Origin of the sequence: Pseudomonas sp. SR18 (genome assembly GCF_023701505.1) — a bacterium.
GTDB classification, from domain to species: Bacteria; Pseudomonadota; Gammaproteobacteria; order Pseudomonadales; family Pseudomonadaceae; genus Aquipseudomonas; species Aquipseudomonas cyclaminis.
Genome location: NZ_JAMQAU010000012.1, coordinates 68329 through 83569 on the forward strand (window position 1 = coordinate 68329; position 15241 = coordinate 83569).

Annotated in this window: 10 protein-coding genes and 1 pseudogene; 5 read left to right on the plus strand and 6 right to left on the minus strand. The window is 60.3% G+C overall.

Annotated elements, in window-relative coordinates; genetic code table 11:
- Positions 1 to 126: 126 nt before the first annotated feature.
- Complete coding sequence (locus NDJ82_RS18120; RefSeq protein ID WP_016975658.1) at positions 127 to 963, minus strand: 23S rRNA (adenine(2030)-N(6))-methyltransferase RlmJ; 837 nt, start codon at positions 961 to 963, stop codon at positions 127 to 129.
- A gap of 173 nt (positions 964 to 1136) precedes the next feature.
- Between NDJ82_RS18120 and NDJ82_RS18125 the strand changes: the two genes are divergently transcribed.
- Complete coding sequence (locus tag NDJ82_RS18125; protein ID WP_150677445.1) at positions 1137 to 2414, plus strand: O-acetylhomoserine aminocarboxypropyltransferase/cysteine synthase family protein; 1278 nt, start codon at positions 1137 to 1139, stop codon at positions 2412 to 2414.
- Here NDJ82_RS18125 and NDJ82_RS18130 read toward each other — a convergent pair.
- From NDJ82_RS18130 to putP, 3 genes are all read right to left on the minus strand, one after another.
- Positions 2400 to 3125 (minus strand): DUF4123 domain-containing protein, encoded by a 726-nt coding sequence (locus NDJ82_RS18130; RefSeq protein ID WP_250926011.1) that lies wholly within the window; start codon positions 3123 to 3125, stop codon positions 2400 to 2402. The genes NDJ82_RS18125 and NDJ82_RS18130 overlap by 15 nt on opposite strands.
- 15 nt (positions 3126 to 3140) lie before the next feature.
- A complete protein-coding gene (locus NDJ82_RS18135) occupies positions 3141 to 5156 on the minus strand; it encodes a type VI secretion system Vgr family protein (protein WP_250926012.1) in 2016 nt (671 codons plus the stop codon).
- 203 nt (positions 5157 to 5359) lie between these two features.
- On the minus strand, positions 5360 to 6844 hold the full coding sequence (putP, locus tag NDJ82_RS18140) for a sodium/proline symporter PutP (protein WP_099583739.1): 1485 nt from the start codon (positions 6842 to 6844) through the stop codon (positions 5360 to 5362).
- 460 nt (positions 6845 to 7304) lie between these two features.
- On the opposite strand from putP, the gene putA reads away from it, so the two are divergent.
- From putA to NDJ82_RS18155, 3 genes are all read left to right on the plus strand, one after another.
- Positions 7305 to 11258 carry a trifunctional transcriptional regulator/proline dehydrogenase/L-glutamate gamma-semialdehyde dehydrogenase gene (gene putA / locus NDJ82_RS18145; protein ID WP_250926013.1) on the plus strand — a complete coding sequence of 1318 codons (3954 nt, stop codon included), beginning with the start codon at positions 7305 to 7307 and terminating at the stop codon, positions 11256 to 11258.
- Between the two features lie 183 nt (positions 11259 to 11441).
- Positions 11442 to 13244 carry an acyl-CoA dehydrogenase gene (locus NDJ82_RS18150; RefSeq protein WP_250926014.1) on the plus strand — a complete coding sequence of 601 codons (1803 nt, stop codon included), beginning with the start codon at positions 11442 to 11444 and terminating at the stop codon, positions 13242 to 13244.
- A gap of 171 nt (positions 13245 to 13415) precedes the next feature.
- Positions 13416 to 13616: a hypothetical protein gene (locus tag NDJ82_RS18155; protein WP_250926015.1), complete on the plus strand. Its 201-nt coding sequence runs from the start codon at positions 13416 to 13418 to the stop codon at positions 13614 to 13616.
- Between the two features lie 55 nt (positions 13617 to 13671).
- Here NDJ82_RS18155 and NDJ82_RS18160 read toward each other — a convergent pair whose 3' ends face one another.
- Together NDJ82_RS18160 and NDJ82_RS18165 are read right to left on the minus strand one after the other, a co-directional pair.
- Positions 13672 to 13965 (minus strand): cell division protein ZapA, encoded by a 294-nt coding sequence (locus NDJ82_RS18160; protein WP_112193081.1) that lies wholly within the window; start codon positions 13963 to 13965, stop codon positions 13672 to 13674.
- Complete coding sequence (locus NDJ82_RS18165; RefSeq protein ID WP_099583742.1) at positions 13962 to 14192, minus strand: hypothetical protein; 231 nt, start codon at positions 14190 to 14192, stop codon at positions 13962 to 13964. Before NDJ82_RS18165 ends, NDJ82_RS18160 begins: the two co-directional genes overlap by 4 nt.
- Before the next feature lie 344 nt (positions 14193 to 14536).
- Between NDJ82_RS18165 and NDJ82_RS27710 the strand changes: the two are divergent.
- Positions 14537 to 15193: pseudogene (locus NDJ82_RS27710) on the plus strand (MCP four helix bundle domain-containing protein); the annotation flags it as partial.
- Between the last annotated feature and the right edge of the window lie 48 nt (positions 15194 to 15241).

Genomic DNA, 15241 nt, shown 5'->3' on the forward strand with positions numbered 1-15241 from the left:
TCAACATGAATCAAAATGTGGGAGGGGGCTCGCCCCCGATGGCGGAGTATCAGTCAGTACATCTGTAGCTGACCCACCGCTATCGGGGGCAAGCCCCCTCCCACATTGGTTTAGCGCCAGACTTGGTTACTCGGCAATAAGCCAATCCATCTGCCACCCACCCTGGGTCTGGCCAAGTTTCTTGGACAGCCATGGCAGTAGTTCGCGCAACTCTTCTTCCAAGCCCCACGGCGGGTTGGCAATCGCCAGGCCCGAACCCGTCAGGGTGTTGGGCGTGTCCAGCGGATGCACCAGCAACTCCACACGCAGCAGCTTCGGCGCGCCGGTGCCGGCCAGGTCCTGGTAGAAGCGGCGCAACATGCGCTGATCTTTCACCGGGTACCAGATCGCCGCGACGGTCTGGCGCATGCGGCTGACGGCTTCCTTGAGGGAAGCGGCGCAACGTTGCATCTCGTCGAGTTTTTCAAACGGCGGGTCAATCAGCATCAGCGCGCGTTTTTCCGGCACGGGCAGCAAGGCGCGCGGTACATGCCAGCCTTCGCCCAAGTGCACTTTGACCCGGCGATCACCTTTCATGTTGTCCTTGAGCAGCACGCCATCTTCCGGGTGCTTTTCATTGAGCAGCACGCGGTCCTGTGGGCGCGTCAGGCGCCGTGCCAGTTCCGGCGAGCCTGGGTAGTAGCGCAACTGACCGTCCGGGTTCATCTCGTGCAGCACGCGCATGTAATCGGCTGTCAGCGGCGGCAGATCGCTTTCGCCCCACAGGCGCGCGATGCCTTCCAGGTACTCACCGGTGCGGTTGGCCTGATCGCCTTGCAAATCGTACAGACCAATCCCGGCGTGGGTGTCGAGGTAGGCGAACGGCTGCTCCTTGCGCGACATCAGGGCGATGAGGCGGGTCAAGGTCAGGTGTTTGAAGACATCGGCGTGGTTGCCGGCGTGAAAGGCGTGACGATAATTCATGGTTGCTCCTGCGCAGGGGGCGAAGTTTACCTTCTACGAGGGCAAAGGTGCAGGGCGGCGTGCCGGGCGGTGCTTATGCCCTAAAGCCAGGACGCGGGCTGAAAAAAATCTAATGGCTGGCCCAGGGCGGATTTATTGTGGCGATCCACTATCCAGGGAGGTCAATAACAATCATGAAAGACGCCACCATCGCACTGCACCACGCCTTCAAGTCGGATCCGACCACCAAGGCCGTCGCCGTGCCGATCTACCAGAACGTCGCATTCGAATTCGATAACGCCCAGCACGGTGCCGACCTGTTCAATCTGGACGTGCCCGGCAATATCTACACACGCATCATGAACCCCACCAATGATGTGCTGGAGCAACGCATCGCCGCCCTCGAAGGGGGTATCGCGGCCCTGGTCGTGTCGGCAGGCAGCGCGGCCATTCACTACGCGATCCAGACCCTCACCCGCGCCGGCGACAACATCGTCACCACCCCGCAGCTCTACGGCGGCACCTACACGCTGTTCGCCCATTTGCTGCCGAGCTTCGGCGTCGACGTACGTTTCGCCCGCGACGACAGTGCCGCTGCCATCGCAGAACTGATCGATGACAACACCAAGCTGGTGTATTGCGAAAGCATCGGCAACCCGGCGGGCAATATCATCGACATCGAAGCCCTGGCGGACGTCGCACATGCCCGTGGTGTACCGCTGATGGTGGATAACACCGTGGCAACGCCCATCCTGTGCAAGCCGATCCAGTTCGGCGCCGACATCGTTGTGCACTCGCTGACCAAATACATCGGCGGCCACGGCAACTCCCTGGGCGGTGCGATCGTTGACAGCGGCACCTTCCCCTGGACCCAATACCCGGAAAAATTCCCCGGCCTCAACCAGCCCGAGCCGGCTTACCACGGCGTGGTCTACACCGAAAAATTCGGCCCCGCCGCCTTCATCGCCCGCGCCCGCACTGTGCCGTTGCGTAACACCGGCGCAGCCCTGGCGCCCATGAACGCCTTCCTGCTGCTGCAAGGCTTGGAAACCCTGGCCCTGCGCATGGAGCGTCATACGGAAAACGCCCTCAAGGTCGCGCAGTTCCTGCAAGGCCATGCCGATGTGGAATGGGTCAGCTATGCGGGCCTGCCGGACCACCCCCATCACGCATTGGCGCACAAATATCTGCAAGGTAAACCCTCGGCGATCCTGTCCTTCGGCCTGAAGGGCGGGTACGCAGCAGGTGTACGCTTCTACGATGCGCTGCAAATCTTCAAGCGCCTGGTGAATATCGGTGACGCCAAGTCCCTAGCCTGCCACCCCGCGTCCACCACCCATCGACAGATGAACGAACAGGAACAGGCCAAGGCTGGTGTGAAGCCGGAGATGATTCGCCTGTCAGTGGGCATCGAAGCGATTGAAGACTTGATCGACGACCTGCAACAGGCGCTGGGCTCAACTCAACTCTAAGGCCAGGTAATCGGTGAGCGCCTCATGGCTGATATCCGGCCGACGGGCACAGTAGGCGACCTTGTGCTGCAAGGTCGCCGGTGTGAACGCGGTGTACAGGTCGGGGCGCTGCTCTTGCAGCCATTGCAGCAGGTTGTCGATCAGGGTTTGCGGTGATTGCCCTGCCAAGTGCGCCTGCAGCGCTGCTGGGACTCGCCACCAAGGGCTGGCCTTGGCCTCGGTCGCTGGCCCCGTTGCAACCGTGAGCGGTTGGCCATTGATCAGGTACCGCTGAAAAACCGGCAACACGCTTGCGGCCTCATCACCCAAGCCCTGCAACATCGGCAGAAGCTGGGTGCCATCCCAGAATCGCAAAAACACCTCCTGGCCGTCCGGCAGGTAGACCTTGGTCAAGCTTTGCAGGTGCGCGAGCACGGGTTCCAGCGAACTGGACGACACCGCCAGCCAACCCCAATCCAGGGCTTCAGTGGTTGCCACCCATTCGAGGAATGCACTGTCAGGCGAGACAATGCCTACGTAAGGCATGACCTCCTCCCATTCTGCGTAAGCCGTGCCAGCCCAGATGGGTTGGGGCAGCATTCCAGCTGCGGTGGCTCGCCAGGCGGCAAGCGGCTTGGCGTCGCTGGCAGCGCCCAACACCACGAAGAGCTGCTCATTCGCAAGCAAAGGAGCCTGTGCCAGCCAGGCGCTGGGAGCCAACCGTTCAGACATGGGGATAAATTCCTTTTAAGGCTGAGTTGAATGGGTGACAGCGCACTGCCCGTTCCTGCAACGCTCACATTCCTCACAAAAGGGCGCACTACGTTTCAAGCTGGCCACCTGCACCAGGCTAAGCGGCGCGGGGATTATCGCCAGCAGTTTTTCCTGAATCCCCGGCATCAACGGTGCCGCCGCCGGAGCAGGCCCGCCGCCAAGCTGGATCGGCACGCTGCTGAAAATCCCGCCCGCCGAAAGGGTGATCGATTGCCCGCCCGCCTGAATCGTCACGCTCGCCCCGGCGTCAATCACAACGCTTTGCCCTGCGCCGATCTGAATGGTCTGCCCGGCGCGCATCTGCTGCGAACCACCAACGACCAAGTGATCATCCTGCTTGAGTTCGATCAGGCGGTTGCCGTGGGTAATGCGCTGCTCTTCACCTTGCAGTTCATGGTGCGACTCGCCCCCCACCCTGATGCGACGCTGATTGTCGACCTCCACCCGCTGGTCATGCAGCACATGCTGGGTAAAATCCCGCTGGGCGCGCAGGTAGATTTCCTCGGCGCCCTTGCGGTCTTCGATGCGCAGCTCGCTGTAACCACCGCCGCCGGGGCTGCTCTGGCTACGGAAGACACTGCGGGTCCTGTCTGCGGGCAGGTCGAGGGGCACCGCCGTCGCCGCGTTGGGCAGGCAACCCATCACCAGCGGCATGTCCATATCACCATTGACGAACCCCACCAGCACTTCCATACCCACTCGCGGAATAAGTACCGCACCATAGCGGTCATGGGCCCAACCGCTGGCCACCCGCAGCCAGCAGCTGGAATGGTCGTTGTGCTCCCCGAGTCGATCCCAGGCCAGTTGCACCTTGACCCGCCCGTATTCGTCACAATGAATTTCACTGTCGACGGGGCCAGTCACCACAGCGTTTTGATAACCCGCCAATGTCGGCCGCGGTTGCTCGGGCAAGGGCGGGCGAAAGATCACGTCCCACGGTGAGGCAACAAACTCATTGCGATAACCCTGACGAAAATCGCCACCGGCAACCTCGGTCACAGCCTCCTCCAGCACCTGGGGTTGTTTACCTTCGTGGGTAACGTGCGTCACCAGCCACAAGTCATTCCATGCGTCACGCGGGTGACCGGTCAACGTGAGGAAATGGCCGCAGACCAATGCGGGATCATCACCGCTGCCACGGGCAATTCGATAGTCGCTACGGTGCCGCTCCAACACCCGTTGCGCGAGGTATTTACCGTGGGGCCGATCAGAAAAGTGACCGGGGTACCCCTGCTCTTCAAGCCGTGGCGACTGTGCGCCGGCAACGCCACTCTCCAACACCAGGTTCGGCTTACGGAAATCGTAGTCGCGCAGGTTGACCGCCGTGGTGCGGGTTGCCAGTTGCACCACAAAGCGCTTGATCGCAGGCGTATCCGCCACCATCCCGGAACCTGGCTGATAGGGCGTCGGCTGGTCTGGCTGGGCGAACACGGTCTGGTCATCGCCAAACACCAGCAGATGCCGTTCGGGCGAGTGCCGGAAGTGATAGTGAATACCCTGCTCGGCACATAGCCGCTGAATGAAGGCCAGGTCGCTTTCACCGAATTGCACGCAATACTCGCGCTCGGGGTAATCGCCACTCAGGTGAAACTCGAATTGGTCGGCATGGCCCCCCTGCTCCGCCAGCACCAGCGCAACGATCTGCGGCACTGTCTTGTGCTGGAATATGCGCTGGTGACTGCTGTGCTGCAGATACGCAAGCTGCGGCACGAGCTGGATCTGATAACGCGTCAGGCGCCGCCCGGAATCGCCCTGCGCCACCCGATAGACCAGGCCATGAATGCCATGCCCCTGGTCGTCGAAACCGAGATAGACCTGGCGATGCAGCAGGCTCTCCAAATCGAGGTCGGGCTGCTCACTGACCAGCTCCAGGTCAAAACAATAGGGCTGGCTGACGGCTTCGGCGCCGTGAAACTCAAATACCTTGAGTTCACTCGGTTCCCCGTCAAGGGTCAGGGTAAAGGCACATTGATTGGCAGGAGCGAACATCCGGTGTTTCTCTGCGAGGGTTAGGCGGTGGATTCTGCACCACTGCCTTGCCCTGCAGAGCGCGCGTCCGATAAATCAGTAAAGCCCTACACATGGGCGTATGAATCGCCCTCAACCCGTGAAAAAACACGCACAAAAAAAGGCCCGCCATCCGTAGGACGCGGGCCTTTTTTCAACTCATCGGACGCTCAGCGCCAGACGAATTACTTGTTGAGGTTGTAGTCTTTTTCCGCTGCATCAAAACGCTCAACCATACCGGCAGTCGGTGCGCCCATTTTGCTCACGAAGTAGATCGCGAGGCTGGCGAAGATGAAGCCTGGGATGATTTCGTACAGGCCCAACAGTTCGAAGTGCTTCCACACGATCACGGTGATCGCGCCGACCAGGATACCGGCCAGTGCGCCGTTGCGTGTCATGTCTTTCCAGATCACCGAGATCAGGACCACAGGACCGAATGCGGCACCGAAACCAGCCCAGGCGTAGCTCACCAGACCCAGTACACGGTTTTCCGGGTTGGCGGCCATGGCGATGGCGATCAGGGCAACCACCAGCACCATCAGGCGACCGATCCATACCAGTTCGAGCTGGGAGGCGTTCTTGCGCAGGAACGCTTTGTAGAAGTCTTCGGTCAGGGCGCTGGAGCACACCAGCAACTGGCAGCTCAAGGTACTCATTACAGCCGCCAGGATCGCCGACAGCAAGACACCGGCAACCCACGGGTTGAACAGGATTTTGGCCAGCTCGATAAACACACGCTCAGGGTTTTCGGTCACGGGACCTGCCACTTCCGGGTGCGCCGAGAAGTAGGCAATACCGAAGAAGCCCACGGCCACAGTACCGGCCAGGCACAGGATCATCCAGGTCATGGAGATACGACGCGCCTTGGCGATCGACTTGACCGAATCCGCCGCCATGAAGCGCGCGAGGATGTGCGGCTGGCCGAAGTAGCCCAGGCCCCAGCCCATCAGCGAGATTACGCCGATGAAGGTGGTGTTTTTCAGCATGTCGAAACTGGTTGGGTCCTTGGCTTCAATCGCCAGGAACGTGGTGTCAACACCGCCGGTGGCCAGCAGCACGATGATGGGCGTCAGGATCAACGCGAAGATCATCAGCGTGGCTTGCACGGTATCGGTCCAGCTCACTGCCAGGAAACCACCGATGAAGGTGTAGGCAATTGTCGCCGCAGCACCGGCCCACAGCGCCGTCTCGTAGGACATGCCGAAGGTGCTTTCGAACAGACGGGCACCGGCCACGATGCCGGATGCGCAGTAGATGGTGAAGAACACCAGGATCACGACCGCAGAGATGATGCGCAGCAGGCCGCTTTTATCTTCGAAACGGCTGGAGAAGTAATCCGGCAGCGTCAGGGCGTCACCGTTGTGCTCGGTCTGTACCCGCAGGCGACCGGCCACGAACAACCAGTTGAGGTAAGCACCGACGATCAGGCCGATGGCGATCCAGCTTTCCGACAGACCGGACATGTAGATCGCGCCCGGCAGGCCCATCAACAACCAGCCGCTCATGTCGGAAGCACCGGCGGACAAGGCTGTCACCACGCTACCGAGGCTGCGACCGCCCAGGATGTAATCGGAAAGGTTGTTGGTGGAGCGATAGGCCATCAGGCCGATCAGCACCATTGCTGCGATGTAGATCACGAACGTGATCAAGGTTGGATTACTAACGCTCATATGAGTGACGCCCTGGCTTTGTTTTTATGTAGCAGCGGTCTGACAGACGCTACCCACTGTATAGCTGGGTAAACGAACCTGTGTGCCGCGCATTTATGACTGACGTTTCCCCAGGAAAGCCGTCAGCCGATGAACCTCGTTTTACCGACGGTTGCACCTTGGTCGCGAATGCTATTCAACAAAGCAAATAAGGTGCAACCAGTTTCTTTCGAATAAGTTGCACCCAGATATGAAATCGACAAAACGCCCTGTTTTTGCTCCTTTTCGGAGCAAGAACAGCCGAAGTCAGAAGCAAATGCACCAAGACAAAGCAGATTCAGTTGTCGCCAAATTTATTTCGGATGAACGTCGAGAATTTCATGGATAAAAAAGGTTGCACCCGGTTGCACCTCTTGATGCGCAAAGCTAATCTTGCCCCCAGCTGATGCCACTCGGTAGTGGCACCCATGAGGATAAGAAAATGGCGACGACCACCCTTGGGGTCAAACTCGACGACCCGACCCGCGAACGCCTGAAGGCTGCCGCGACCTCCATTGATCGCACGCCGCACTGGCTGATCAAGCAGGCGATTTTCAATTACCTGGAGAAACTGGAGGGTGGTGCAACCCTGACCGAACTCAATGGCTTGAGCAGCAAGGACGCCGATGATGCAGGCGAGGTCCAGGCAGACCACGCGCACCAATGCTTCCTTGAGTTCGCCGAGAGCATCCTGCCGCAGTCCGTACTGCGCGCCTCGATCACCGCCGCTTACCGTCGCCCTGAGCCGGAAGTGGTACCGATGCTGATCGAACAGGCCCGTCTGCCGGCCCCGATGGCCGAAGCTACCAATAAGCTGGCCGCCTCCATTGCAGAGAAACTGCGCAATCAAAAGAGTGCCGGCGGCCGTGCCGGTATTGTTCAGGGCCTGCTGCAAGAATTCTCGCTGTCGTCCCAGGAAGGCGTGGCGCTGATGTGCCTGGCCGAAGCGCTGCTGCGCATCCCGGACAAAGGCACCCGTGACGCGCTGATCCGCGACAAGATCAGCACCGGCAACTGGCACCCGCACCTGGGCAACAGCCCGTCGCTGTTCGTCAACGCCGCCACCTGGGGCCTGCTGCTGACCGGTAAACTGGTCGCCACCCATAACGAAGCGGGCTTGACCTCGTCCCTGAGCCGCATCATCGGCAAGAGCGGCGAGCCGATGATCCGCAAGGGCGTCGACATGGCCATGCGCCTGATGGGCGAGCAGTTCGTCACCGGCGAGACCATCGCCGAAGCCCTGGCCAACGCGAGCAAGTTCGAAGCCAAAGGTTTCCGCTATTCCTACGACATGCTCGGTGAAGCCGCACTCACCGAACACGATGCCCAGAAATACCTGGCGTCGTACGAACAAGCCATTCACTCCATCGGCAAAGCCTCTCACGGTCGTGGGATTTATGAAGGCCCGGGCATTTCCATCAAGCTGTCGGCACTGCACCCGCGTTACAGCCGGGCGCAGTACGAGCGTGTAATGGACGAGTTGTACCCGCGCCTGCTGTCCCTGACCCTGCTGGCCAAGCAATACGACATCGGCCTGAACATCGACGCCGAAGAAGCCGACCGCCTGGAGCTGTCCCTGGACCTGCTGGAGCGCCTGTGCTTCGAGCCGCAACTGACCGGCTGGAACGGCATCGGTTTCGTGATCCAGGCCTACCAGAAACGTTGCCCGTATGTGATCGACTACGTCATCGACCTGGCGCGCCGCAGCCGCCATCGCCTGATGATCCGCCTGGTAAAAGGTGCGTACTGGGACAGCGAAATCAAGCGCGCCCAGGTCGAAGGCCTGGAAGGCTACCCGGTCTACACCCGCAAGGTTTACACCGACGTTTCCTACATTGCCTGCGCACGCAAACTGCTGTCGGTGCCGGAAGTCATCTACCCGCAGTTCGCCACGCACAACGCCCATACCCTGTCGGCCATCTACCATATCGCCGGCCAGAACTATTACCCCGGCCAGTACGAGTTCCAATGCCTGCACGGCATGGGTGAGCCGTTGTACGAACAGGTTGTAGGCAAGGTATCCGAAGGCAAGTTGAACCGTCCGTGCCGCGTGTACGCACCGGTCGGCACCCACGAAACACTCCTGGCTTATCTGGTTCGACGCCTGCTGGAAAACGGCGCCAACACCTCGTTCGTCAATCGCATCGCCGACCAGTCCATCTCCATTCAGGAGCTGGTGGCCGACCCAGTGGCCTGCATCGAGCAAATGGCTACGCAGGAAGGCGGCTTCGGCTTGCCGCACCCGCGTATCCCCTTGCCGCGTGACCTTTACGGCAGCGACCGCGCCAACTCGGCGGGTATCGACCTGGCCAACGAACACCGCCTGGCGTCGCTGTCCTGCGCCTTGCTGGCGACCGCACACAACAACTGGAAAGCTGCGCCGATGCTGGGTTGCGCCTCCAGCGACCAGCCGTCTGCGCCGGTATTGAACCCGTCTGACCTGCGAGATGTGGTCGGCCAGGTTCAAGAAGCCACGGTCGAAGACGTCGACAACGCGATTCAATGCGCCATCAACGCAGGCCCGATCTGGCAGGCTACTCCGCCCGCCGAACGCGCTGCGATCCTGGAACGCGCCGCTGACCTGATGGAGGGCGAGATCCAGCCGCTGATGGGCCTGCTGGCTCGCGAAGCTGGCAAGACCTTCGCCAACGCCATTGCCGAAGTGCGTGAAGCCGTGGACTTCCTGCGTTACTACGCCGTACAGGCCCGTAACGACTTCACCAATGATGCCCACCGCCCACTGGGCCCGGTGGTCTGCATCAGCCCATGGAACTTCCCGCTGGCAATTTTCAGTGGCCAAGTTGCCGCCGCATTGGCCGCCGGCAACCCGGTACTGGCCAAGCCTGCCGAGCAAACCCCGCTGGTCGCTGCACAAGCCGTGCGCATCCTGCTGGAAGCCGGTATTCCGGAAGGCGTGCTGCAACTGCTGCCGGGCCAGGGCGAAAGCGTGGGTGCCCGCCTGGTGGGTGATGATCGCGTCAAAGGCGTGATGTTCACCGGCTCCACCGAAGTGGCGCGCCTGCTGCAACGCAATGTCGCCGGTCGTCTGGATGCCCAGGGTCGTCCGATCCCGCTGATCGCCGAAACCGGTGGCCAGAACGCGATGATCGTGGATTCTTCGGCGCTGACCGAGCAGGTGGTTATCGACGTAGTCTCTTCGGCCTTCGACAGTGCCGGCCAGCGTTGCTCGGCCCTGCGTGTACTGTGCCTGCAGGAAGATTCGGCAGACCGCGTCATCGAAATGCTCAAGGGCGCCATGGCTGAATGCCGCCTCGGCAACCCGGAACGCCTGTCGGTAGACATTGGCCCGGTGATCGACGCCGAAGCCAAAGCCGGCATCGAGAAACACATCCAGGCCATGCGCGACAAAGGCCGCAATGTGTACCAAGTGGCGATTGCCGATGGTGAAGAGGTCAAGCGCGGCACCTTCGTGATGCCAACCCTGATCGAGCTGGAAAGCTTCGACGAACTGCAACGCGAGATCTTCGGCCCGGTGCTGCACGTGGTGCGGTACAAGCGTAAAGAGATCGACCAACTGATCGGCCAGATCAACGCATCCGGTTACGGCCTGACCCTGGGCGTGCACACCCGTATCGACGAGACCATCGCCAAGGTGATCGACAACGTCAATGCCGGTAACGTCTACGTGAACCGTAACATCGTGGGTGCCGTGGTCGGCGTGCAACCGTTCGGCGGCGAAGGCTTGTCGGGTACCGGCCCGAAAGCCGGTGGCCCGCTGTACCTGTACCGCCTGCTGTCGACTCGTCCTACCGATGCGATCGAGCAATCCTTCATACGTGGCGACAAGTTGGCTGCACCGGATGTACGTCTGCGCGACGCCATGAGCCAACCGCTGACCGCCCTGAAAGCCTGGGCTGACAGCCAGTCGTTCAGCGAGCTGAGTGCCCTGTGCAGCCAGTTCGCCGCGCAGTCCCAGAGCGGTATCACCCGCCAACTGGCCGGCCCGACCGGCGAGCGCAACAGCTACGCCATCCTGCCCCGCGAGCACGTGTTGTGCCTGGCGGACGTGGAAGGCGATCTGTTGACGCAACTGGCGGCAGTGCTGGCGGTGGGTGGTTCTGCGGTATGGCCGGAAACTGACCTGACCAAGGCCTTGTTCCCACGCCTGCCTAAGGATATTCAGGCGAAGATCAAGCGCGTGGCTGACTGGACCAAGGACGAGGTGGTGTTTGACGCGGTCCTGCATCACGGTGATTCCGACCAACTGCGTGCGGTGTGCCAGCAAGTGGCACAGCGTGGTGGGGCGATTGTCGGCGTACACGGTTTGTCGCAGGGCGAAACGGCGATCGCGCTGGAGCGCCTGGTGATCGAGCGGGCGTTGAGCGTCAACACCGCTGCGGCGGGCGGCAACGCCAGCCTGATGACCATCGGCTAACTAATGTGGGAGGGGGCTTGCCCCCGATTGCAGTGGATCAGCCAACCTATCTCTGGCTGACACACCGCAATCGGGGGCAAGCCCCCTCCCACATTCTGGTCCTCCATCACCCAGATCAATCTTGCTATCCACCCTCCATTCGCACACTTAGACTCAGGCCAATTCCTCCAAAGGTAAGCCGCCATGTCCGAGACGCTGCTCAGTTCCCGCAATCTGGCTTTCGAGCTGTACGAAGTCCTCGATGCCGAGGGCCTGACCCAGCGCGAGCGGTTTGCCGAGCACAACCGCGAAACCTTCGATGCGGCCATCAGCACGGCCCGCTCCATCGCCGAAAAATATTTCGCGCCGCATAACCGCAAAAACGACGAAAACGAACCGCGCTACGAAGACGGTCAGGCGATCCTGATCCCGGAAGTCAAACCGGCCGTGGATGCGTTCCTGGAGGCCGGCTTCCTCAATGCCGCCCGCAGTTTCGAAGCCGGTGGCATGCAACTGCCGACCTTGCTGTCCCAGGCCTGCTTTGCGCACTTCCAGTCGGCCAACGCAGCGTCTACTTCCTACCCGTTCCTGACCATGGGCGCGGCCAACCTGATCGAAAGCTTCGGCACCGAGGAGCAGAAGCAACGCTTCCTGCAACCGATGATCGACGGACGCTTCTTCGGCACCATGGCCCTGACCGAACCCCACGCGGGCTCATCGCTGTCGGATATTCGTACACGCGCCGAACCTGCGGCTGACGGCAGCTATCGCCTCAAGGGCAACAAGATCTTTATCTCCGGGGGCGACCATCCGCTGTCGGAAAACATCGTGCACATGGTGCTGGCCAAGCTGCCGGACGCGCCGGCCGGGGTGAAGGGCATTTCGCTGTTTATCGTGCCCAAATTCCTGGTCAACGATGACGGCAGCCTCGGTGCACGCAACGACGTGTTGTTGGCCGGGCTGTTTCACAAGATGGGCTGGCGCGGCACCACGTCGACCGCGCTGAATTTCGGCGATAACGACAACTGTGTCGGCTATCTGGTGGGCAAGCCACACCAGGGGCTGAGCTGCATGTTCCAGATGATGAACGAAGCGCGCATCGGCGTCGGCATGGGCGCGGTCATGCTCGGTTACGCCGGCTACCTGTATTCCCTGGAATACGCCCGCGAACGCCCGCAAGGCCGTCTGCCTGATAGCAAAGATCCTACAACGGCGCCGGTGTCGATCATCCAGCACGCCGACATCAAGCGCATGCTGCTGACCCAAAAAGCCTACGTCGAAGGCGCCTTCGACCTAGGCCTGTACGCCGCGCGCCTATTCGATGACACCACCACACTGGCAACCGAGACCGAGCGCAAACAGGCCCACGAGCTGCTGGACCTGCTCACGCCCATCGTCAAATCCTGGCCCTCGGAGTTCTGCCTCAAGGCTAACGAACTGGCGATCCAGATCCTCGGCGGCCACGGCTACACCCGCGAATACCCGGTGGAACAGTACTACCGCGACAACCGCCTGAACCCGATCCACGAAGGCACCCACGGCATCCAGTCCCTGGATTTGCTCGGGCGCAAGCTGGCGCAGAATGGCGGCGCGGGGCTAAAGCAACTGATCCGCCTGATCGCCGAAACCGGCGCCCGCGCCCAGGAGTACCCATCACTTACCGCCATCAGAGAACCGCTGGAACACCTGGTAGCGCGCCTGCAACAAGTCACCCTGGGCCTGCTGACGGATCTCGCCCACGGCAAGGTCAACAGCAGCCTGGCGAACTCGGCGCTGTACCTGAAAGTGTTCGGGCATACGGTGATTGGCTGGCGCTGGCTGGAGCAGGCGATTCGCGCCGAAGAAGGGCTGGCCAGGGGCAATGCGGCGGATGTTGCCTTCTATAAAGGCAAGCTCCAGGCCGCCCGTTACTTCCTGACCTGGGAAGTACCGAGCTGCCATCATGAACTGGCGATTCTGGAGGCACGCGATGATACGTGCCTGGGGATGCGGGATGCGTGGTTCTAATAGCGGCGAAATAGTCTGGGCGTGCGAGCTAATGAACAAGAGTTCTAAACAACTGTGATTTCTGACAGTTACCGAGGAGACTTTTCAAGGGGTAGGCTTTCAGGTGTTGAGAGCGTGTTCACACTGGCTTCCATACCAATGACCTACTGCTGCCCATTTTGAGGAATCAACATGAAAACCGCCCCGAAAATTATTCTCGTCGATAAGAGCGGCGAGCCTTCGATCGCAGGAGCTATAACGCTTGATGAATACTTGATCCATGCCAACGCAGGCGATGTCCTGGACGTTTTGGGAAATGAGAAAACAGTAATTAACAAAGTTTTCAAATTTAAAGCCTTCGACGAATACAGCATCGAAATCGTGTACGAGTAAACATCGGAAAAAGCCTGGCGCGCGCTGAAAAACGTTGCGCGCCAGCATGCTTTTATTATGGCTGCCCAATCACCTTGGAGATTACATCGACCGTGGCGCTGACTTGCTCTTGGTAACGGTCGAGTTCCTGTTGATGAGCCTGCTGCAATTCGATCTGCTCGGCGCACAGGTTCAGCGCCGCCAGCACCAGTAATTTGTCACCGATCAGGGTCGGGTACTTTTTCTTGGTGGTGGCCAGGGAGGCCTTGAGCATGGTCACGGCGTGCATCAGGGTCTTGTCTTCCCCCGCTGGCGCCTTGATCGAGTAATCCTCTCCGAGAATCGAAACGACCTTTATCCCTTCATTCATGCGCTGACAGGCCCTGCGCTCACACGCTCAACCAACGCCTGGATACGGGCAGCGGTAGCGCCGTGTTTTTCTTCCTGTTCCATCAGGCTCAGTTGCAGGCTGTCGTTCTCATCCTTGGCGTTAGCCAGTTCGGCCTTGAGGGATTCGTTGCGGCCCAGCAGGTCTTGATTCTGCTGTACCAGGTCGCTGACCAGTTGTTCCAATTGGCTGAGGGATGCTTCTAACATTTTGATTTCTCGGGCTTTTTCAAAGGGCGGTGACGATAAAGAAAATTCACCTCGTATGCCAGGGTTATCCCCGGCGCGCAGCCCGATTTTTAAGGGCCGGGCCGCACTTTCGAGCCTTAGTGACTGCATTTACCCGATCTGGTTCCTGAATCGGCCAAACCCCTCGTCAGATGCGACAAAAACGCACACGCCCCTTTAGACTTTAGTCGTAGGACCGATAGAGAGGCACACCCCGTCTCACCCCCCGCACGGATCGCGCTTCTCCCCAGGATTCCCGCATGTCGCTTCGTAATATGAATATCGCTCCGAGGGCCTTCCTCGGCTTTGCGTTTATTGGTGCACTGATGCTGTTTCTCGGTGTGTTCGCCCTGAACCAGATGAGCAAGATCCGTGGCGCGACCGAAGACATCACCCTGTCCAGCGTGCCAAGCATCCGTGCGCTTGATGAGTTCACCCAACTGACCCTGCGCCTGCGGGTGCTGTCGTACCGCTTGCTGACCAACCGCGAGCCGGACGTACAGCAAAAGACCCTGGAGTCCTTCGAGCTGCGCAACCAGCAGATCCGCACCGCCCAGGACGTCTACGAAAAACTGATCGAAAGCAGCGAAGAGCGCTCCACCTACAACGAATACGTGCGCTTGCTCGGCCAGTACCATCAGATCGAAGAGCGCATGAAGAGCCTGTCCCGCGCCAATCAGGTGGAAGAGTTGCGTACGCTGCTCAATACCGAGCTGCTGAGCAACTCCGAGCAAGTCAACGCAGTGCTCACCCGTTTGCTGGACATCAACAACAAGATGGCACTGGCGACTAACCAGGAGGCGGAAGACCAATACAACGCGGCCTTCGACCTGGTCGTGGGCCTGCTGGTGATCGCTACGGCGCTGACCGTGCTGTTTGCCTGGCTGCTGACCCGCAGCATCACCGTCCCGATCGCCCAGGCGCTGGAAGCCGCCGAAGAAGTGGCCGAAGGTAACCTGACGCGGCCGATCAAGGTTGATGGCAACGACGAAGCCGGACGCCTGCTCGCCGCCATGGCCAAGATGCAGGAC